General features: G+C 58.8%; 18 protein-coding genes. 1 reads left to right on the plus strand and 17 read right to left on the minus strand.

The annotated features are described in order from the left end of the window. Positions 1–30: 30 nt before the first annotated feature. The 17 genes from lysS to dacB form a co-directional block, all read right to left on the minus strand. Complete coding sequence (gene lysS / locus JDEN_RS10520; RefSeq protein ID WP_015772357.1) at positions 31–1,578, minus strand: lysine--tRNA ligase; 1,548 nt, start codon at positions 1,576–1,578, stop codon at positions 31–33. Between the two features lie 106 nt (positions 1,579–1,684). Further along, entirely contained in the window at positions 1,685–2,608 is a 924-nt protein-coding gene (gene nadC, locus JDEN_RS10525; protein WP_015772358.1) for a carboxylating nicotinate-nucleotide diphosphorylase, read from the minus strand. Positions 2,609–2,610: 2 nt separating this feature from the next. Beyond that, positions 2,611–4,380: an L-aspartate oxidase gene (locus JDEN_RS10530; RefSeq protein ID WP_015772359.1), complete on the minus strand. Its 1,770-nt coding sequence runs from the start codon at positions 4,378–4,380 to the stop codon at positions 2,611–2,613. After that, a complete protein-coding gene (gene panD, locus JDEN_RS10535) occupies positions 4,377–4,814 on the minus strand; it encodes an aspartate 1-decarboxylase (RefSeq protein WP_015772360.1) in 438 nt (145 codons plus the stop codon). The genes JDEN_RS10530 and panD overlap by 4 nt, the downstream gene beginning before the upstream one ends. Before the next feature lie 43 nt (positions 4,815–4,857). After that, entirely contained in the window at positions 4,858–5,766 is a 909-nt protein-coding gene (panC, locus tag JDEN_RS10540) for a pantoate--beta-alanine ligase (protein ID WP_015772361.1), read from the minus strand. Next, a complete protein-coding gene (locus tag JDEN_RS10545; RefSeq protein WP_041288466.1) occupies positions 5,763–6,740 on the minus strand; it encodes a Rossmann-like and DUF2520 domain-containing protein in 978 nt (325 codons plus the stop codon). The genes panC and JDEN_RS10545 overlap by 4 nt, the downstream gene beginning before the upstream one ends. Positions 6,741–6,759: 19 nt before the next feature. Further along, positions 6,760–8,436 (minus strand): PH domain-containing protein, encoded by a 1,677-nt coding sequence (locus JDEN_RS10550; RefSeq protein WP_015772363.1) that lies wholly within the window; start codon positions 8,434–8,436, stop codon positions 6,760–6,762. 11 nt (positions 8,437–8,447) lie between these two features. Next, the gene (locus tag JDEN_RS10555) at positions 8,448–8,945 is read right to left on the minus strand and encodes a PH domain-containing protein (RefSeq protein WP_015772364.1); all 498 of its coding nucleotides are present in this window, start codon (positions 8,943–8,945) and stop codon (positions 8,448–8,450) included. Between the two features lie 47 nt (positions 8,946–8,992). Continuing rightward, entirely contained in the window at positions 8,993–9,478 is a 486-nt protein-coding gene (locus JDEN_RS10560; protein ID WP_015772365.1) for a DUF3180 domain-containing protein, read from the minus strand. Positions 9,479–9,482: 4 nt separating this feature from the next. After that, the gene (folK, locus tag JDEN_RS14145) at positions 9,483–12,008 is read right to left on the minus strand and encodes a 2-amino-4-hydroxy-6-hydroxymethyldihydropteridine diphosphokinase (RefSeq protein WP_015772366.1); all 2,526 of its coding nucleotides are present in this window, start codon (positions 12,006–12,008) and stop codon (positions 9,483–9,485) included. Between the two features lie 197 nt (positions 12,009–12,205). Then, the gene (gene folP, locus JDEN_RS10570; protein WP_015772367.1) at positions 12,206–13,063 is read right to left on the minus strand and encodes a dihydropteroate synthase; all 858 of its coding nucleotides are present in this window, start codon (positions 13,061–13,063) and stop codon (positions 12,206–12,208) included. Between the two features lie 18 nt (positions 13,064–13,081). Then, positions 13,082–13,696, minus strand: coding sequence for a GTP cyclohydrolase I FolE (gene folE, locus JDEN_RS10575; protein ID WP_049754477.1), 615 nt, complete (start codon positions 13,694–13,696; stop codon positions 13,082–13,084). Next, positions 13,693–15,726, minus strand: a complete 2,034-nt coding sequence (ftsH, locus tag JDEN_RS10580; RefSeq protein WP_015772369.1) for an ATP-dependent zinc metalloprotease FtsH — start codon at positions 15,724–15,726, stop codon at positions 13,693–13,695. The genes folE and ftsH overlap by 4 nt, the downstream gene beginning before the upstream one ends. 194 nt (positions 15,727–15,920) lie before the next feature. Continuing rightward, positions 15,921–16,472, minus strand: coding sequence for a hypoxanthine phosphoribosyltransferase (gene hpt / locus JDEN_RS13965; protein WP_015772370.1), 552 nt, complete (start codon positions 16,470–16,472; stop codon positions 15,921–15,923). A gap of 42 nt (positions 16,473–16,514) precedes the next feature. Continuing rightward, on the minus strand, positions 16,515–17,534 hold the full coding sequence (gene tilS, locus JDEN_RS13970) for a tRNA lysidine(34) synthetase TilS (protein ID WP_015772371.1): 1,020 nt from the start codon (positions 17,532–17,534) through the stop codon (positions 16,515–16,517). A 5-nt stretch (positions 17,535–17,539) separates the two neighbouring features. Next, positions 17,540–18,640, minus strand: coding sequence for a zinc-dependent metalloprotease (locus tag JDEN_RS10595; RefSeq protein WP_041288470.1), 1,101 nt, complete (start codon positions 18,638–18,640; stop codon positions 17,540–17,542). Next, on the minus strand, positions 18,637–20,058 hold the full coding sequence (dacB, locus tag JDEN_RS10600) for a D-alanyl-D-alanine carboxypeptidase/D-alanyl-D-alanine endopeptidase (RefSeq protein WP_041288471.1): 1,422 nt from the start codon (positions 20,056–20,058) through the stop codon (positions 18,637–18,639). The genes JDEN_RS10595 and dacB overlap by 4 nt, the downstream gene beginning before the upstream one ends. 247 nt (positions 20,059–20,305) lie before the next feature. Here dacB and JDEN_RS10605 point away from each other — a divergent pair, with 247 nt between their 5' ends. Next, positions 20,306–20,818, plus strand: a complete 513-nt coding sequence (locus tag JDEN_RS10605) for an inorganic diphosphatase (protein WP_015772374.1) — start codon at positions 20,306–20,308, stop codon at positions 20,816–20,818. Positions 20,819–20,836 lie beyond the last annotated feature (18 nt).

Below are 20,836 nucleotides of genomic sequence, written 5' to 3' on the forward strand. Positions count from 1 at the left end.
GTCGAACCTCGAACGTGCCCCTAACTGACCTTACTGTGCCGGTTTGACCAGTGGGAACAAAATAGTCTCTCGAATACCCAACCCGGTCAAAGCCATGAGCAGTCGGTCGAGCCCCATTCCCATACCCCCGCTCGGCGGCATGGCATATTCCATTGCCGTGAGGAAATCCTCATCAAGGACCATTGCCTCATCGTCGCCTGCGGCAGCAAGGACTGCTTGTGCCTCAAAGCGTTGGCGCTGAATCACAGGATCAACAAGTTCCGAGTATGCGGTTGCGAGCTCAAAGCCACGCACATACAAGTCCCACTTCTCCACAACACCGGGAATTGACCGGTGATCCCTGGTCAATGGTGACGTCTCCACGGGGAAATCACGCACAAACGTGGGCGCCCATAAGTCATGACCCACAAAGTGTTCCCACAGCTCTTCCACAAGCTTTCCGTGGCTCACCTTCTTCGGATCCAATGAAATCTCTACAGATTGTGCCAGGGTCATTAATTCAGCAACCGAAGTTTGTGGAGTGATCTCCACCCCGGCGGCTTCCGAAAGAGAGTGGTACATGGATAGTTGAGCCCATTCACCACCCAATTCATATTCAGAACCATCAGCAAGAGTGACTAGCGTTTCCCCATCAAATGCATCACGGGCAGCGGTTTGCACGAGATCCTGAGTTAACACCGCCATTGTGTTGTAATCGCCATAGGCTTCATACGCCTCAAGCATCGCAAATTCTGGTGAGTGTGACGAGTCTACGCCTTCATTGCGGAAGTTTCGGTTGATCTCAAAGACACGTTCCAACCCACCAACAACAGCACGCTTCAGGAATAGTTCGGGCGCAATACGCAGATACAAGTCCATATCAAACGCATTCATATGCGTCACAAACGGGCGAGCCGCAGCGCCACCATGAATTGTTTGCAGCATGGGGGTTTCAATTTCCATAAAGTCACGCGCATGGAAGTTATCTCGCAATGACCGTACAACTTGTGACCGCAACCGTGCCGCGTCCCGGGCCGCGGGCCGAGCAATCAAATCAACGTAGCGCTGACGGACACGCGCCTCTTCCGACAACTCCGCGGTCGTCCCATCTTCGCGGGCATACAAGTTTGGCAATGGACGCAACGACTTCGCCGCCAGCGACCACTGTGAAGCAAACACGGACAGTTCGCCGCGACGCGAAGAAATGACACGCCCCTTGGCGAACAAGTGATCACCCAGATCAACAGTTGCCTTGAAGTCTGCAAGTGACTGCGCACCCACTTCACCTTGAGACAACATCACCTGAAGTCGCTGCCCGTCACCATCCTGGATCGCCACAAAGCACAGCTTGCCGGTGTTACGCAAAAAGACAACTCGCCCAGCGACACCAACGACGTCCTCAGTTTCCTCACCAAGTTCCAGGTGAGCGTACCCAGCACGAATCTGCCCAATTGTGTGAGTGCGGTCCACAGTAACTGGGTAAGCTTCCTTCCCCTGGTCAAGGAGACGGGCACGTTTCTCCCGGCGAACCTTTAGCTGTTCAGGGAGGTCGTTCCCCGTGTCGGATGAGAGGGCTTGGGTGTTTTCCTGTGACGTCACACCGTTTATTCTAACCGTCTAGCACCACTCACAGAGGTGGTCCCGCTCACGTCCATAGACACCTATGGTCTGTACTAAGCACACACCCACGCACGGCTCCACGCCTTCATTCCACAAGATCGAGGGCAAGGTCAAGAATCGCTGCCGAGTGCGTGAGCGCACCTACCGACATGTAATCAACCCCAGTAGCAGCGACACTCGCTGCCCGGTCCACCGTCAAATTACCCGTCGCCTCGAGTTCAATACGCCCAGTGCTGTCTTCCCCAGCGCGCACCGCCGCGACCACTTCAGTCATGAGCTCATTTGACATGTTGTCGAGCAACAAAAACTTTGCCCCTGCTGCCACAGCTTCCACCGCTTGCTCACGAGTGTCCGCCTCCACCTGAATATCAACATCAGGAAAAGCGCGGCGGATGGCTGACACAGCAGCCGTGATTGACCCTGCAGCCACCACATGATTGTCCTTGACCATCGCAACGTCATAGAGGCCCATACGTTTATTGGTCCCACCCCCGCAACGAACCGCATACTTATCAAGTTCACGGAGGCCAGGAGTCGTTTTTCGGGTGTCCAACACGGTTGTTCCCGTTCCAGTTAGCACCCGCGACCACGCAGCAGTAGCGGTCGCCACCCCCGATGCACGGGACGCAAGATTCAACAAGGTACGTTCTGCGATGAGGAGCACCCGGGTAGGACCCTGCAACGTTGCAAGCACAGTTCCTGGTGTGACCGTTGTGCCATCACTGACCGCAAACTCCACCGACACCCCGGAAGTCTCTAATCGTCGCGCCACCTGATCGACAACCACAGGAACAAGAGGAAGCCCGGCAACAACCCCGTCTTCCCTGGCTACCAAGTGAGCTGTTGCCTGCGCTTGCGACGACACAGTGGCCAGCGTGGTGACATCACGACCAGGCCGCGGCCCAAGATCCTCATCAAGAGCAACTTCCACAATCCGCCGCATCCACGACGAGCGCAAACCAGCATCTCCCTCGCGCGTGGGCGACACACCATACACCGTGACAGACATACCTAACTCTCCTCATGAGGTGGGGACGGGATGGGGGGCTCATTGCGTGACAACGGCGCAACATCAGCCTGAAGACAGCCACGCGCATCAAGGCGGATCACCACCCGACGCAGCCACGCATCGTCAGTCTCGGGGAAATCACTACGCACATGACCGCCACGAGTTTCCGTGCGAGTGCGGGCAGCAAGGGCAAGAGCACTCGCCATCGAATGAATATTCGTCGTTTCCCACTCCGCAGCTTGCGGCAACACTGACTGATCCCCAGGCACTGGTTCCGGGACGTCAGCGTCAGTGCGGATCTTCCGCAACACATCAAGGGTTGTCGTCAACGACTCATGCGTCCGCACCACGCCCGCACCTTTTGTCATCGCCCGCTGAATACGGGTCCTCGTTGCCGCCATCACCAGACCACTATGCCCACCACGCACCTCAGGGGTACGCTGCGGGAGTTCTCCTGCGCTCATCCGGGCAGCGATATCCGCTGCAGCCCGATGCGCAAAAACGATCCCTTCGAGTAAGGAATTAGACGCCAACCGGTTCGCTCCATGCACTCCAGTGCACGCCGCCTCACCAATGGCGTACAACCCCCGCAACGTTGTCCGGCCCTCAGCATTTGTTCGAATACCACCGGAATGATAGTGCTGAGCTGGGGCAACAGGTACAGGTTCTTGCGTCATATCAAACCCATGCTCCAACAAGCGCGCATGAATGGTGGGAAACCGCGACATGAGGAACTCTTTTCCAAGATGGCGCGCGTCAAGAAGAACATGATCCTCGCCCGTCGCCTCCATTTGCCGAACAATTGCCCGAGCCACCACATCACGTGGCGCCAACTCAGCCATCTCATGGACCGAGGGCATAAACCGGTTACCCTCCACATCAATGAGATACGCACCCTCACCACGGACCGCCTCAGAAATAAGCGTAAGCTGCCCGCGAGCGCCAGAACCCAACCACAACACAGTGGGATGGAACTGAACAAACTCCACATCAGCGAGGTCGGCGCCAGCGCGCAACGCGGCTGCGGCACCATCGCCGGTGGTTTGAGATGGGTTCGTTGACGACACAAACAGTTGCCCAATACCCCCGGTGGCCAAGACAACGGCGCGGGCAAGCGCCGCACCGATACCGTCACGGCTCCCTTCACCCCGCACATGAAGGGTCACACCGCACGCGACACGACGTTCATCGTCATGTTTCTGAGGTGGGACGTCACCGGAGGACGTGAGAATATCAATCACCTGGGCGTGTTCGATCACCTCAATGCCAGGGTCGTCGCGCACCTGCTCAAGTTGGGCAACTAACGCCCGAGAAATTTCAGCCCCGGTCGCGTCTCCACCTGCATGTGCAATACGGTCAGCATGGTGGCCGCCTTCTCTTGTCAACGAGACAGACCCGTCGGTTGAGCGGTCAAACTGAGCACCACGCTTCATGAGGTCACGTACTCGCCGTGGTCCTTCAGTAACAAGGACCTCTACTGCGGCCGGGTCGCACAGCCCTACGCCAGCAGTGAGGGTGTCGGCAAGGTGCGCTGCGGGAGTGTCAGCTGGGTCAAGAGCTGCGGCAATTCCGCCCTGTGCCCACACTGTTGAACCAGATGACAGTGAATCCTTCGTCACAAGGAGAACCCGCCCCACCCGCGAACGCATGTCCAATGCGGCGGTGAGGCCAGCAATCCCTGAGCCAACAACGATGACATCTGCCTCCACAGTCCACCCAGGTTCGGGGGCAGCGAGCTGGGTGGGCAGGGTGGATACCTGCTCGTGGTTCACAGTTGGAATTGAGAGATGGGTAACCCGGACGGCTCAAGACCGTACCCGTCAGGGACCTGACCAGGTTCGTGAGAGTGGTCAACAATCCGGTTGTGATCATCAACGAACACGACGTTGGGGAGGTAATGCCGGGCTTCAGTGTCCGCCATCATGCCATAAGCAATGATGATGACCACATCGTCTGGGTGAACGAGGTGTGCGGCAGCTCCGTTGATACAGATCTGCCCAGACCCGCGTTCACCGGGGATGACGTAGGTCGTGAGTCGAGCACCATTGGTCACATCCACAACATCAACCTGCTGACCAGGGTAAAGATCCGCGGCTTCCAGCAGATCAAGATCAACCGTGATGGACCCCACATAGTGGAGGTCCGCTTGAGTCACAGTTGCGCGGTGAATCTTTCCGATCATCATCGGACGAAGCAGGGAGGTCACAAGTTTTCCTTTGTGGGACAACAGGTCTTCCCATGTGTTCGTGTCACTGTTTCTGGGTGATCACGAAGGACATGTTATCTATCAGTCTAGTGCGCCCAACGCGGGCGGCAACGAGCGCGAGAGCCACGCCACAGTAGTCATCAGCAAGAGGCGCCATGGTGTCTGGATCCACCAGGGCGAAATAGTCCACGTCAACACGCGAATAGTTGGCGAACACGGCACGCCCGGCGGCAAGGATTTCCGGTGCGCGACCACCAGCTGCAGCAACCTGAGATGCGGCGAGCAACGCGCGGGATAGGGCAAGCGCCTCGGAACGCTCCGTTGGACTGAGATAGGCGTTGCGTGAGGACAACGCAAGCCCGCTGTCTTCCCGTACCAGCGGAACAGGTGCTATCTCCACATCGAGTGAGAGGTCCTTCACCATCCGCTTGATAAGAAGCAACTGCTGGGCATCCTTTTCCCCAAAAAAAGCAACATCAGGTGCAGTCAACACAAGAAGTTTCGCAACAACGGTGAGCATCCCATCAAAGTGACCTGGGCGCGCAGCACCCTCATAGATGCGCCCCAGTTCTCCCGCTGTGACCCGAACAAGAGGGTCTCCACCGGGATACATGTCAGCCACAGATGGCACAAACACTGCGTCCACCTGTTCTCGCGCCAGTAACGCCACATCTGCGTCTTCCGTCCGAGGGTAGGCATCAAAATCCTCACCCGGACCAAACTGCAGCGGGTTCACAAAAATCGTCACAATGACTTCATCAGCGCGTTGACGGGCAGCCCGGACGAGAGCCATATGCCCCTCATGCAACGCGCCCATTGTCATGACAACTGCGCGCGACACGCGCCCCGAGGGTACATCGGTGACCGATACGTCTGCCACAAAGGGTCGCTGTCTCCTCGCCCACTGCCTCACCTCTGCAACAGTGCGAATAATCTGCGGACCTGACATCATTCACCATCTCCTTGCGGGGTTCCAGCGACACCGTCACCACAAGGGGCCGACCGGTGAAGAACATCGAGCAGGCGTTGTGCATCGGACTGAGATAAACGCCCTGCCATCAGAGCACGCGACGTGGCAGCGCGCGCCAACACCCGGTAGCTCTCCACAGAATCTTGAGCATGAGACACCACAGCTGCCTGCACCAACTCCCCTAAGTGCCGGGCCACAGTACCGGAATCACCACGCACCACAGGTCCAGTCAAGGCCGTCAACGGGTCGCTCCCCGGCTCTGCCCCCCGTAACGCTCCCTCAACGGCAGCGTGCATCAACGGTCCTAACACCGATCCCGGCTGCTCAACCCCTGCCTGAGCAAGCAACTGGGCTGCCTGCGCAATCAACACGACAACATGGTTAGCACCATGAGCAAGCGCGGCGTGATAAAGCCCCCGATGCTCCTCAGCAACCACCACAGGTTCAGCCCCAAGTTCTACTGCAAGAGCCAACCCAATCGGTTCACACGCAGGAGGGGCAGTCACCGCGCACGCCATCGTTGACAACCGTTGCAGATCAAGCGACGTTCCCGTGAACGTCATTGCTGGGTGTAACGCCACGGGTAGCGCCCCCGCACGGACCGCCGGTTCCAACACTGCCACCCCATGAGCCCCCGAAGTATGCACCACAATATGCCGCGGCTGCCATAAACCTAACGCCGCGACACCTGAGACAACCCCGGACAGCGCATCGTCAGGAACAGCAACGATGACCACGTCAGCAAGATTGACCACATCGTGGGGGTCCCGGATGGGAACTCCAGGTAACAGGGCACGAACCCGCTCCTGTGTTTCCTGGCTTGCCCCACTCACCGCAACAATGGTGTGCCCAACAGCACGTAAGGCTGCACCGAGCACCGCACCAACCCGACCAGCACCAATGATCCCAATGTGCAACCGGCCTGGACGTTGCGGCTGAGTCCCTGGATCGTTCACCGTCACAGTGCGCCCCCGGTCACCGGTCCACCTGAGCGTCAGCCGCAGCACGCGCCTGCCGCGCCCGAACACTTTGCGTCTCAATCAACACGCGGGCATCTTCTTCTGCAAGGTGTGGAACATTGGGGGCAATGTCACCGGGCGTTGAGTGCAACTGCACCGACGCAATCGCTGCGCGCCGCTGCAATGGCCCCTGCTTCAACGCCATCGACTGGATGCGTTCATGGGGAACAACCACCACTCTCCGGATAAAGAATCCGGAGCGGATGAGCACTGCACGGTCTGTCACAACATAACCATTACGCCGCCACGACCACGGATCCAACCACCGGGCAGAACGTGGTGAGGTCACAAAACCACGCTCACTACCGCGACCAGTCAACGCTGTATCAATCAACGCGATCGGATCTGACGTGCCAAGGTCAGGTAACACCAACCACAACGCGTCCATGGCCTCAACCCGCGTCCCCACCGGGAGAATAGTTGATGTATCTTTGGTCATCGTGTCAAACGTCATTTGACCAGCGACGTTAAGGCTGGCACGCCACCAACCAAACTTGCGCCACAACAACGGTTGGGTGAACTGCACCGCCTGAACGCGCCCTGTCGGGATCGTTTGAGCGTTCGTTTCAAGCAGCCCTTTACGAACCCGAACCCCATCATGTGCCACAGCTGCGGTGAACCCATACTCCCCCACAAGCCGCTGCCACACAAAAGGACCAAAACCCAAGAGAAGAGGCAAAAACGAAAAAGCGAGGCCTGCGTTGCCCACTGCGAAAGCCACAACCATCACCACAACAATGATCACGGTAATAAAGGCAGCAAACGACAATAACGCGGCAGCAATAATTCGCTGTGCGGGAACCTCATACACAACCTTCTCAGGCATCCGATGCGCCGCCAACGGCACCCCCTGCCCCTCAGGAAGCGCCACATCACTCTGAACAGCGGGAGGCACCACCGCACCACCAGCAGGCACCGGGTTATCAACACCCGACATATCAGAGCTCTGACCAGCAGGTACTCCCCCCGCAAGTTCACCGCCCGCACCCGGAAAGTCCACCTGCCCACCAGGACCCGGCTCAACTATCTGTTCTGGCGCATCGGCAGGCGAACCCACATAACGACCCGTCGCTGCCGCTACCTCATCAAGTAACTCATCGCGCAGCCGACCAGCCGCATCTTCGGACAGGAACCCCAACTTCACATTCGAATCCCCACCAGCAGCCGAGGTGATATCCAACTCAGACAGCCCCACAAACCGGGCAAGCAACGGCCTCGTAATGTGAATCGTTTGGATCCGATCCAACCGCACTTTCCGTTCCTGACGGAACAGCACACCAGAATTCATGAACACAGCTTCACGGTTCCACGCATAACGCATCCGACGCCACGCCAACCAGCCATACCCCATCCACACCAACGCTGCACCACCAGCAATCGCCAGCGGAATGAGGAACTCACTGATCTCGAACCCATCCGTGAGCACTTCTTCAGGGGCGCTCTGGATCACCGAATAAAGGACCGCCACAATCACAATCCACCCGCGGATGAACGGGGTCGCACGGTGCACGCGGTACCACGTCAACTCATCAGGAGAACCAGAATGTGCCTGCGGGTCCACCACAGATGGTGGTTGCACTACCTGATGAGTATCAACCTGAAAGTCGCCGTCGCTCGGGTCTTGAGGAGTCATATCGCCCATACTCACAGCCCAGCCAACCGTGACTCACCTCGTGACGCCAGCCGGTCACGAAGCCGCGCAGCTTCCTCAGGGACCAAGCCAGGAACCTCCGCATCAGTCCCCATCGACGCGGTATGGAGCGTCACCTTCGCAATACCAAACTTTCGATCCAGCGGGCCAGCCTCAACGTCAACCAACTGCATCCGCCCATAAGGCACAACCGTTAAGGATCGGAACATGATTCCTGAACGAATGAGCAGGTCATCATCTCGTTCCGCGTACCCCATCGCCGGGACTTGACGTCGGATCACCCACGCCACCCACACATACACTCCAACAAGCACAGCAAGAATGGCAAACAACCACCACTGCGGCCAGATCACGCTCACAACGGCACCACCCACCACCGGGACCACCATAGTGAATGTCCAGGTCAACAACCGCACCTTCACTAATTGCGGCGACACCCGAGTCCACTCAACGTCATCAGGGTCAAACAGGTGGGACATGCTGTCAGGCATTGCGTCTCCTCAGATCACTCGGGCGACACACTCTCAGGCAAGCCGCCTCACACCTCGGGAACTGAACCACGAGGCAGTCGTTGTTCCTTCTCGCCATCATCCGGGGGAAGCTGGCAGTGTCCTTCAGCAATATAGCCACAGATCGTCAAAACAATCGACGCAATAACTGCGCCACCAGCCCACCAGGCACGATCAGCCTGAGACTCAATAGCCACATTCTCTAGTGCAAGGACAACCTGTGCACCATACCACCCAGTAAACAGGGCGCCACCTAAACAACTCGCCTTCGCAAACACTGCGATCCGGGCTGCCGCAGTCCCAGACAGTGTGGGACGCCGACCACGCAAGTAAGCGCGAACCGTCAGCCCAGCCCACGTGACTCCCACGGCCAGCGCAGCAATCACGAGGATTTGCGCCACGTGCACAGGGGGAAGGTGCACCCCCTGGCGGCGCAGCAGCAACAGCATCCCCCAACTGCCGCCAAGGCTGAACACAGCAACAGCGAGGATCTGAGAGAGGCGAGTTCGGGTCATCAGGTCAGTTCTCGCCGGTGACCCAATCAAGCGCCAACCAGCGCACACCTGCACGGTCCGGGGCAGTGTCAGCAAGGTCGGCCACAGGCCCTCCCCCGAGCCCAGGTAACACCGCATCTGGGTCAATTTGTGCCCACGGCACGAGAACAAAAGCACGTTCGTGCGCTCGAGGGTGTGGAATTTCCAGTTCCGCACTCGCCACATTGACTCCCTCATAGGTGATGATGTCAATGTCAAGAGTGCGCGGACCCCACCGTTCCTCTCGGGTGCGTCCATGAGCGTTCTCGATCGCCTGGGTAGCACGCAATAGTTCTCGCGGTGACAGCTCCGTTTCCCCAACGATCACCGTGTTGAGGTAGTCCGGTTGGTCTGGCCCACCGACAGCACCTGTGCGGGCGAGGGGGCCAATATCGAGGACTGTGAACCCGAATGTGTCTTTCAAAGCATGCACTGCGCCGGACAACGCCCGTTGGGCATCCCCAAGGTTAGCTCCCAACGCAAGGACGACACGAGCCGGTTGCCCCGGGGCTCGATCCATGATTTCGTCAGCGTCGCTGTCCCCACTCGCAACTTCAGCTTCTTTGAGGATGGAGTCACGCAGCGCCTTGAGGTGTTCCTGCGACGAGGCACGGGGGGTCTCGTCCGGGCGCACTTCACTGGTCCCAGCAGGGGCGTTGACGGCTGTCTGTTGAGGTTCAGACGCACCGTGATCACCTGTGTGTGCGGGTGAAGCAGAGTTGTTCTGCGCTGGCGCACTGTATTCGTCCGGGCGAGCCGGTGCGAACCGTGACACGGGAGGAACTGCACGTTGCACAACATCGTCCGGTGTTAATCCGGTGGGTGTCACTGGGTCGGTCACCGGCGGTGTCACTGCGACATTCTGCTGTGGTTCGCTGGACACGCTGATGGGTGCTGGGCTCTGCGGTGATGGTTGTGACCGTTGCCGGTCAAATCCCGGTAACGGTTGGTAGGCGAACACCGGTTGATACGGGGCGTCGTCTTCCTCGGTGAGGGCTGGTGAGTGTGTGAGCGACTGGAGGCGCTCCTGGGCAACGTTGTGTTGTTCCTCAACAGCTAGTGGCGGCTGGGCGGTGGTGTCTGCTTGTCGATGCGAGTCCTGCGGTTGTTCTGATAGTTGCGGAGTTGCCGTGGGTTCAGCTAGGGGGGCGCTGCTGGCACCTGCAGGGCTGTCAGCTGGTACGGGTTGTTCGTCTGTTGCGGTGGTTGTTTCAGTGAGCGCTGTCAGCTGCGGCTCACTGTCGTCATGGTTGAGTGGTTCCTCTGGTTGCGGTGTTGACTGTGCTGCACCTGAGGCTGCCGGTGTTGGTGTTTGTTCTGGTGCCGGTGTTGGTGCGGACTCGAAGAACGGCTTGGGCAACGGTGGCAAGTCGGATTCTGGCAGTTGCGTCATGGCGAACAGTGGCTTGGACATGTCCAGTGGCGTGTCAGCATCACCGCCAAGGAGTTCTGACAGGGTCGGAGTACGACGAGGTTCAGCTGGTGTAGCAGCAACCACGGGGATTGTTCCCGTCATGGCAACACCGGAGAAGAAGTCAGAGGACACCCGTGCAGCTGTGGGGTTCGGTGACTCTTGTGATGGCGGGTGCGAACCGTTGATGTCTTGTTCGTCGGGTTCCAGAACCGGGATGATGACGTCGCGATCCTGTGGCAAGTCAACGTGTGGGAACTGGGGGGTTTGCTCATCTGCGACCGTAGGGACCACGGTGTGCAATGCGGCAGAGTCAGTTGGTTCGTGCTCGTCTTGTGCGTCCAAGGACTCTGCCATCGCTGACACAATCGGAGTCATTGTTGTAGCTGTGCTCGGTTCCGCGGCCGACACAACCGGGACGAAACCCGTATGTCCTGGTGTGGGCAGGAACGGTTCGTCAGCCTCATTGTGCGAGTCAGGGGAACTGGTGTCCTGCGCCGAGTCGGATGTTGAGGGGATGCCACCGGCAGGGGTCTCCACCCCAAGAACGAACTCGTCAAAGCTAGGGAGGTTCCCCTGGGCGGACACTGCCGACGGAGCGAGCGTGTCCACGACTGGTTCCTCCCCTGCAACGGGGGCACCAGGTGAAGCCGGTTCCTCATGCACCGGCGCGGAGGCGTAGACGCCACCAGCGACAAGATCATCTTGGGTGCGTGAGATCGTCACAGCAACATCACCAAAGGCCACACTGATAGGTGCCTGTGGTTTATGGACAGTCACGGTGCACGCACTGACCTGAGCGTAGGACAGGACGGTCTCTGCAATCTTTTGCGCCAGGGTCTCAATGAGGTTGACCGGTTCACCCGTGATCACACCATGGATGTCCTCCGCGAGCAGTGCATAGTTCACAGTTTCAGTCAGGTCATCTGTGCGTGCAGCTACCTGAGTGTCGAGGGCAAGGGTGACATCCACAATGAACGTTTGGCCATTGTCCCGTTCACTGGACAACACGCCGTGGTACCCGGTCGCTTGAAGACCGGTCAGTGTGATCGTGTCGTTGTCATCCAGTGCGGCTCGGCTCCGAGTCTCACCAGCGTTCATTACGTACCCTTCGTCGTGGCGGATGCACCTGTTGTGGTGAACACCCCTGCGCCCGCAATCTTAGTGGTTGTTCAGTAGGTCGAACCAGCCGGTAGCGTAAGAAGACCGGTTGGGCGACTCTTCTCACTCATCGGCACTGGCCCTGAGATCCATGACACTTTCACGATGGGCACTGCTCCCCACTGGTCGTGGTGTTGTTACGATGCCGCCCACGCGTCCCCCACCCGTGCCGCTGCCACCGACTTTGCCACATCGTGGACTCGCACGCACCAAGCGCCGTGCGCCGCGACGAGTGCCGTCACCGCTGCGGTCGCATCGTCACGCGCCGACGGCGGCACTGGTTGACCGTCGGGACCAGCAAGAAGACGCCCCAAAAAGCGCTTCCGGGACGCCCCAATGAGGAGGGGATACCCCAGTTCGTTGAGTTGAGCGACATGCCGCAGCAACGGCCAATTGTTCGCACCAGTTTTCGAAAATCCCAATCCTGGATCTACCACAATATTGTCTGGACTCACACCCGCATCACGCAGGTTCTCTACCCGGGTAAGGAGTTCCATAGACACGTCTGATACAACATCGACATAGCGGTCGTGATCGTCCATCACCTGCGCGTGGCCACGCCAATGCATGGCCACATAGACTGCGCCGGTTTCGGCAGCGACACCGGCCATGTCAGAGTCAGCAAGCCCACCTGACACATCATTGATCATGACCGCACCCGCCTGAACTGCTGCCTGCGCCACTGAGGCGCGGGTTGTGTCCACTGACACAACCACTCCTTGCTGTGCCAGCTCTTCCACGACGGGAAGAACACGGCGCAGTTCCTCATCCTGTGCAACTCGGGGAGCCCCTGGTCGAGTCGATTCTCCCCCCACGTCAACGATGTCTGCCCCCTGGGCCACCAGGGCGAGGCCATGGGCCACTCCCGCATGCGCATCAAAGTGGCGCCCACCATCAGAGAAGGAATCAGGAGTGACATTCACCACACCCATAATGAGCGTTCGATCAAGTGCCCGCAGGTGCGGGGGAAGTGCGAGAGGGTGCCGGCGATTCACAATGATTCGGTCCTTGCGTTACTTTCCAACGATCAAACTCATAGCTTCCGCGCGGGTCGCCGGATCGCGCAACTGCCCACGGACCGCGGACGTGATCGTGCGAGCACCTGGTTTGCGCACACCACGCATGGTCATGCAGAGGTGCTCACACTCCACCACAACAATGACACCGCGTGGGTGGAGCACGTCCACCAGTGAATCGGCGATTTGGGTCGTCAGGCGCTCTTGAACTTGGGGGCGTTTAGCGTAGACGTCAACAAGACGTGCAAGCTTTGACAGACCGGTAACCCGACCATCTTCACCGGGGATGTACCCCACGTGGGCAACCCCATGAAAGGGAACAAGGTGATGCTCGCACGTCGAATACACGTCGATGTCTCGAACGAGAATCATCTCGTCGTGCCCGATGTCGAACACTGTGTTGAGAACATCTGTGGGGTTTTGACGCAATCCTGCAAACACTTCAGCGTACGCTTTCGCGACCCGACGAGGCGTGTCGCGAAGTCCTTCACGGTCAGGGTCCTCCCCCACCGCTGTCAGTAGTTCACGGACAGCGGCTGCAGCCCGATCTAGGTCAACCTCCCCTGGTACGCCTGCCAGGGGATCACGTGGTGATGTCACAGTGGGCCTCATGGAGTGTCGCGGGGGTTTGATGTGTCCCCCGGTTGTGGATCGGTGGGTGGTTCGTCATCTGTGTGTGGGCCAACAACGATGCCCTCACCGCTCACATCCGGTTGTGCTGAAGCTTGTGCAGGTGTGTCAACAGGCCCGGGTGCGTCATGGAGAGGACGATCAGGTGACGAATGCCAGACTGGTCGTTCTGGTCGTTTTTGCACTGGTGCGAAGATGTCAGCGAGTTCTGCTTCGTTGAGGGTTTCCTTCTCAAGCAGTTCTACGACAAGGTGGTCCAGTACGTCACGGTATTGTGTGAGCACTTCCCACGCTTCTTTGTTCGCGGCGTCAAGAAGTTCACGTACTTCAGCGTCAATGGTGTTAGCAACCTGTGGTGATGGTGTGCGCCCACCCTGGCCCTGTTGGTACCCATATAGTGGTTCACCGCCGCCTTGTCCCAGGTCTATGGTGCCCACTCGTGAGCTCATCCCGTACTTCGTCACCATCTTGTAGGCGGTCTGAGTCGCTTTCTCAATGTCGTTGGACGCGCCTGTTGTGGGGTCCTTAAACACGAGCTCTTCCGCCACTCGTCCACCCATGGCGTAGGCCATGTCGTCAAGAAGCTCGTTGCGTGTCTTGGAGTATCGGTCCTCTGATGGCATGACCATGGTGTAACCAAGAGCACGACCACGGGGCAGGATTGTCACTTTCGTGACAGGGTCGGTGTGACGCATCGCAGCAGCCACCAGCGCGTGTCCACCTTCGTGGTAGGCGGTGTTCTTGAGTTCGTGGGCGTTCATCACCCGGGTGCGTTTTTGCGGTCCGGCGATCACGCGGTCAATTGCTTCGTCAAGCGCACGATCATCGATCAGTTGAGCTCCTGAACGTGCCGTAAGCAGGGCCGCTTCATTCAGAACGTTAGCGAGGTCAGCACCGGAGAATCCAGGGGTCCGCTTCGCTACCGAGTGGAGGTCAACGGAATCCACCACAGGTTTTCCTTGCGCGTGGACTTTGAGGATTGCCTCGCGGCCTTTGAGGTCTGGGGGGTCGACCGAAATTTGGCGGTCAAAACGTCCTGGACGCAGTAAGGCCGGATCCAAAATGTCTGGACGGTTGGTGGCCGCAATGAGAATCACGTTGGTTTTGACGTCGAACCCGTCCATCTCAACGAGCAGTTGGTTCAGTGTTTGTTCACGTTCATCGTGTCCGCCACCCATACCGGCGCCACGGTGGCGTCCCACTGCATCAATTTCATCAACGAAGATAATGGCGGGAGAGTTCTCTTTAGCTTGTTGGAAGAGGTCGCGCACACGGGACGCACCCACACCAACAAACATTTCGACAAAGTCCGACCCTGAGATCGAGAAGAAGGGAACGCCCGCCTCACCGGCTACTGCTCGCGCAAGGAGGGTTTTCCCGGTTCCCGGAGGGCCGTAGAGTAAAACACCTTTGGGGATTTTTGCGCCCACTGCTTGGAATTTCGCAGGTTCGGAGAGGAACTCTTTGATTTCGCGCAGTTCTTCCACAGCTTCATCGGCACCTGCTACATCCGAGAAGGTGACCTGTGGCATGTCTTTGTTGGCCAGTTTCGCTTTGGATCGGCCAAACCCCATGGCCCCACGCCCACCCTGCATCCGCGAAATGAGGAAGAAGAACAAAATCCCAATGATGAGGAAGGGAATAATGATGGAGAGCATGGACACCAGGAAGTTCGCACGTGCAATCTCCGAGTTGTAACCATCCTTGAGGTCTGCATTTTCTACGGCCTCAACGACACCTGGTCCTTGGGGGGCAACGTAGTAGAACTCAACGAGTTTTCCGTAGTCGTCTTCCCCTTCTGTGAAGGGTTCACTGAGGGTCAGGCGGACACGCTGGTCACCGTCCACAATGAGCGCTTGCGTGACGGTATCACCCTTGAGCAGTTCCATCCCTTGGGAGGTGTCAATGCGACCGACACGCTCCCCAAAGAACATGGTGCCCGCAATGGCGAGCAGCACAACGGCAAGCACGATCCAGATGATCGGCCCACTAAGGATTCGCTTCTTATTCATCGGCGGCCGGGGTACCCCGATTCCTTCCACTCAGTTGACGCACGTGCGGATATGAGAAAACTACACGCTGTGGTCGAGTTTTCGCGCCTGTTTGCACGCTTGTTCGCCACGGGCGCGAAGATCTGGTGTGTGATCTTGCACCGCGAGGTGTTTTTGAGGTTATCGGGTGTCACTGACAGTTGTCTGGGTGCGACCTAGGAGTACAGATGTGGTGCGAGCGTGGCAACATACGGCAGTGTGCGGTACTTTTCCGCCCAGTCGAGGCCATACCCCACAAGAAACTCGTTAGGCAGGTCAAAACCTACATACCGCACATCGACATCAGCTTGGGCGGCCTCTGGTTTGCGGAACATCGTGGCGACTTCCAGGGACGCAGGCCCACGGGACTTGAGGTTGGAGATCAACCAGGACAAGGTCAGTCCAGAGTCAATAATGTCCTCCACGATAAGCACGTGGCGGCCTTCGAGGTCGGTGTCTAGGTCTTTGAGGATACGCACCACACCGGAGGAACGAGTGCCAGAACCGTAGGAGGACACCGCCATCCAGTCCATGGCGACAGTCTCGTGCTGTAACGCACGTGACAGGTCAGCCATCACCATGACCGCGCCTTTGAGGACACCGACAAGGAGGAGGTCGCGTCCCTGATAGTCTCGATCGACGTCTGCTGCCATCTCGCCGAGTCGGGTGGCGATTTGCTCCTCGGTGAGGAGGACCTTGGCGATATCTGAGGGTTGTGCTGAACCCACGGGGCATTCTCCTTGCAAGTCAGGGTGAGGGGTCGTGCTTCTTCATACAGTAGGCGGTTCAAAGACGAGGGTGCCACTTTGCCGTCTCACTGAGATGGCCCCAGGCAAGTACGTTGGCCCTTGCCCGTGCCACTGGGTGATGAGGTGATCTAGTGCGTGGATGTGCCGTAATGACACTGCCGATGCGGGGGCGCCCACTGCCAGGGCGGTAGCACGCAGTACCCGGTGCCGAATGGCGGTTGGGAGGGCAGCGAGCGCGGTGAGGTCAAGGTGCACCTGCCCCTCAGCCGTGTTGGTGGTGGTGATTGTCACATCGGCTTGTGCGGTACGGGCCCATTGCTCAAGCGCTTCAGCGTCAGCATGGAGGAGGTCCGCAGTGCGTGCGAGAGCATCAGCGACACCTGGCCCCAACACGTTCTCCATGAGGGGGATCACAACTCCGCGCACCTGGGAGCGCAGCGGTCCTTGAGGGGTGATATCGGTGTTTGTGGGGTCATGCCAGACGTTGACCTCATGCAGAGAACAGATCTCTTCTGTGGCGGCGCGAGTCAGGGAGAGAAAGGGACGTACATAGTGGCCGGTGCGAGGTCTGATCCCGGATAAGGAGCGTGCCCCGGAACCGCGGGCCAAACCAAGCAGGACGGACTCTGCTTGGTCATCGCGGGTGTGGCCGAGAAGGATGACGTCCACGCCGTGTTGGGTGCGAAGTCGATCCAGTGCGGCGTAGCGCGCTGTGCGGGCAGCCGCTTCTGGGCCGCCATGGCCAGGTCCGTGCGCAACCGTGACCCGGGTGATGGTCACGTGGGGAAACCCCAGGTCAATCAGTTGCCGTGCGGCCACCACGCTCACCTGAGCAGAATCTGGATGCAGGTCGTGGTCCACAATGAAGGCGCTGATCTGCCATCCGCGGCGTGGTCCAACATGCGCAAGGGTCGCAGCAACGGCCAGGGAGTCAGCGCCACCGGAGCAGGCCACTGCAACGCGGGTACCGGGAGGCGCATCGGCCATCATGGAGGTGAGCGCGGTCCGCGCCTGCGCGAGCGCGGGAGGGAGGTATGCCATGGTGACTAGTGTGCGATCCGGGCGATCCAGGTATCGGGTTCGTCGAGTTCCGTGGTGGTGGGCATGTGGTCGGGTGAGCGCCAAATCTGGTGGAAGGTGTCAGGTCCAGCGGTGGACATGACATGGCGGACGAACCGGGCACCAACCCGGTACTGGTCCGATTTGAGGTGCGCCCCCAGGAGCCGACCAATGATTTCTTGACGTCTGGTCAGAGCATTGCGGCGGGCGTCGAAGCGGCGGCGAAGGGCTCGCGCGCTGGGAATATCACGGTGGGACACATTGTCCATGACAGTGTCGGCGTGACCTTCCAAGACCGACATGACAGCAAGTACTGAGCTCAGTGTGTTGCGTTGCGCCGTGTCGAGGACGTGGTCAAAGACTGATGGGCCACCACGAAGCACTGAGGCGACTGCCCGCACCCAGTCGAAAAGGGACGACTCGGTGGGGAACCCGTTAATGAGTTCACCGGCTTTGTCTTTCATGTAGGTGGCAAGCCACGGTGCGTGGTGGAACTGAAGTGCGTGGGTTTGTTCGTGGAGGGCGATCCACAGTGCGAAGTCGTCAAAGTCGACGACCATGGCCCGTTGAGTGGCAAGAACATTGGGGGCAACAAGGACAAGATTTCCTGGTGGCGTACTCGATGTGGCCTGTGCCGAAGCGTTGGCGGGCTGAGGGTCAGCAACTGACGTATCAGCGGGGGGCGGCGAAGTGGCCAGTGAGGGCCCGAACGGGTCAAATTGTCCAAGGATGCGTTGGGAGAGAAACGTTAAGGTCGCCATGACTTCGACACCTGAGGTGACGTCAGTAGGGTCCGGTTTACCCTCAACCGCGTGGGCAGTGGACAAACCTAATAGGTGATCCATGGACCGGGCAGCTGTGATCGTCCACCCCCGCCGGTCAACAACGCTGACATGTGAGAGAAGCCCGGTGGGGGCTGGGAGTCCAGCAAGTTCTGGAACAAGTTCAGCGGCACGGTGGCCTGCTGCTCTCAACCCTTCAACAACGTCGTACGCTTTCGCGGGTGAGACCTGTGGTCCAGGTCGTACGATCCGTGCGGCGAGCCGTGCGGATCTCATCCATTCTTGGGAGGGGGTTCGTTGTGTCATGAGCACCCGCATTCAGAAAGTTGCTCAACGAAGGCGTCCATTGCCTGACGGGCTGCCCACGGCCCCCCATCGGGGAGGTCGTCAGCGATGATCGTGAAGGTGAGGGTGCGGTCATCAAGGGTGAGAAGAGTTCCTGCGAGTGCGGTCACTCCGGGTAAGGAACCAGTTTTGGCGCGGACAAGTCCTCTGCCGTTGCGGTTGGTGTACCGGTCGTTGAGGGTTCCGTCGTAGGCAGCGACTGCCATGCCGCGCACGGCTTGGCGGTAGGCGGGGGCTTGGGCCATGGTGTTGATGGCCTCGTTGATGAGGCTTGCGGTGACTGTGGAGGTGTCGCCGAGTCCGGAGCAGTCAACGAGGTCGACTCCGGTCGTGTCGAGTCCCATGGTTGTTAGGGCTTGGATCACGGCGGTGGTGGCACCGTCGAAGGTACCTGGTAGTCCGCGTTCGACAGCGACGAGTCGGCCCATGACTTCAGTGATGGTGTTGTCAGAGGTTTTCAGGAAGTAGTCGACGATTTCCCCGACGGTCGCTGATTGCACACTGGCAATGACACGTTCGTCGTCGATTGTGGCGGCATACCCATCGCGGTCTAAGACACGGCGACTGGGGGTGTTGGTGACGGTGATGCCCAGTTCAGTGAGGTGGTCAGCAAATGTGGTGAGCGCGTGGGTTGCAGGGTCTGCGTACCTCGGCGCGTAGGTCCCTTCGCGTTGACGACCTACATCGACACCGATGGCGTGGACGGCTGCAGCGTAACCCAATGGGGGGATGTCGTCTGCCCAGGGGCCGGTGGGTGATCCGGTGAATAGCGAGTCGTCAAGGTAGAGGTTGATGGTGGTGCGGCCGGTGAGTTTCAGCGACGCTGCGGTGTCTTCGGCGAGGTTGCGCATCCCGGCATGACCATTGACCGCGTCAGGGTCACCAGTGTTGGCGGCGAGCATCATGTCTCCACCGCCTACTAAGTACAAGGTGTTGTTCCCTGCTTGGACGACGGTGGTGGAGATGCGGGAGTTCGGGTCGAGGACGTCCATGGCAGCAAGGCCGGTGAGGATTTTTTGGACGCTGGCAGCAACAATGGGGGTGTCTGCGTTGACAGCGGTGATGGGGTCACCAGTGAACGTGTCGGAGACAACAACGGCAACTGAGGGACCCAACGTGTCTTTATTCTTAGCGAGCTTCGCAGCAAGAGTTGCGATGGTATCCCCGGTGATGGGGGCGCCTTTCCCGTCAAGAATGGGCAGGGGATCTGCTGGGCTGGTGGCGGGGTCTGGTCCCGTCACGGTGGGGAAGGGGAGTGCTGGTGGGATGGGTTCTGCGTTGGTGAGGAAACCGGGTACCAGATCGTTGATATCGGCCCACACGTAACCGCCCGTCACGAGGAGCGCAGCAGTGAGCGTCCCTGCGACGATTTTTGACATTAACCCCACGTCATCCTGCTTCCACACTGCGTTCAGCACCGAGCCCGCACGCCTGATGCTCAGACCCCAAGCGTACCGTGCGTCACATAGGACCGTTGACCCTCGACACGGATCACAGTTCTCTGGTGAGCCGCGGAGGGTCAACGTCGTTTACTCTTGAAAGTGGTCAAACCGACCAGATACCAGTCTAGGGAAATCACCTCCTGGGCGCGTAACCCGCCAAGGCAAAGGTGCGATGGAGGAACCAGTGGAGTTCGACGTCACTATCGAGATTCCAAAAGGTCAACGAAACAAGTACGAAGTTGACCATGGAAGCGGACGGATCCGACTTGACCGTATGCTCTTTACCTCGACCCGGTATCCGGACGACTATGGCTTCATTGAGGGAACTCTTGGTGAAGACGGAGACCCGTTAGATGCACTGGTGTTGCTCGAGGAACCTACGTTCCCTGGCTGCTTGATCCGGTGCCGTGCTCTGGGGATGTTCCGCATGGCTGATGAGGCTGGCGGCGATGACAAGGTGTTGTGTGTGCCGTTGGGTGACCAACGTGCTGCATGGCGTCAAGACATTGATGATGTGTCTGACTTCCACCGGCTTGAAGTTCAACACTTCTTTGAGGTGTATAAGGACTTGGAACCTGGGAAGTCAGTTGAGGGAGCACACTGGGTTGGTCGGAAGGAAGCCGAAGAGGAGATTATGCGGTCGTTCCAGCGGGCAAAAGACGCTGGGTATGACTATGAACTTCCTGAGGCACACTGAAGTTTGTTGTGCAGGAAT

Origin of the sequence: Jonesia denitrificans DSM 20603, assembly GCF_000024065.1 — a bacterium.
In the GTDB taxonomy this organism is placed as follows: Bacteria; Actinomycetota; Actinomycetes; order Actinomycetales; family Cellulomonadaceae; genus Jonesia; species Jonesia denitrificans.

Bases quoted from the DNA above. Each gene is read 5' to 3' on its own strand.
- tilS (WP_015772371.1), bottom strand. From the start codon at position 17,534: ATGGCATACCTCCCTCCCGCGCTCGCGCAGGCGCGGACCGCGCTCACC.
- dacB (WP_041288471.1), bottom strand. From the start codon at position 20,058: ATGTCAAAAATCGTCGCAGGGACGCTCACTGCTGCGCTCCTCGTGACG.
- folK (WP_015772366.1), bottom strand. From the start codon at position 12,008: ATGAACGCTGGTGAGACTCGGAGCCGAGCCGCACTGGATGACAACGAC.
- JDEN_RS10555 (WP_015772364.1), bottom strand. From the start codon at position 8,945: ATGCCTGACAGCATGTCCCACCTGTTTGACCCTGATGACGTTGAGTGG.
- JDEN_RS10560 (WP_015772365.1), bottom strand. From the start codon at position 9,478: ATGACCCGAACTCGCCTCTCTCAGATCCTCGCTGTTGCTGTGTTCAGC.
- nadC (WP_015772358.1), bottom strand. From the start codon at position 2,608: ATGTCTGTCACGGTGTATGGTGTGTCGCCCACGCGCGAGGGAGATGCT.
- folE (WP_049754477.1), bottom strand. From the start codon at position 13,696: ATGAGGCCCACTGTGACATCACCACGTGATCCCCTGGCAGGCGTACCA.
- JDEN_RS10550 (WP_015772363.1), bottom strand. From the start codon at position 8,436: ATGACTCCTCAAGACCCGAGCGACGGCGACTTTCAGGTTGATACTCAT.
- JDEN_RS10595 (WP_041288470.1), bottom strand. From the start codon at position 18,640: ATGACACAACGAACCCCCTCCCAAGAATGGATGAGATCCGCACGGCTC.
- ftsH (WP_015772369.1), bottom strand. From the start codon at position 15,726: ATGAATAAGAAGCGAATCCTTAGTGGGCCGATCATCTGGATCGTGCTT.
- panC (WP_015772361.1), bottom strand. From the start codon at position 5,766: ATGATGTCAGGTCCGCAGATTATTCGCACTGTTGCAGAGGTGAGGCAG.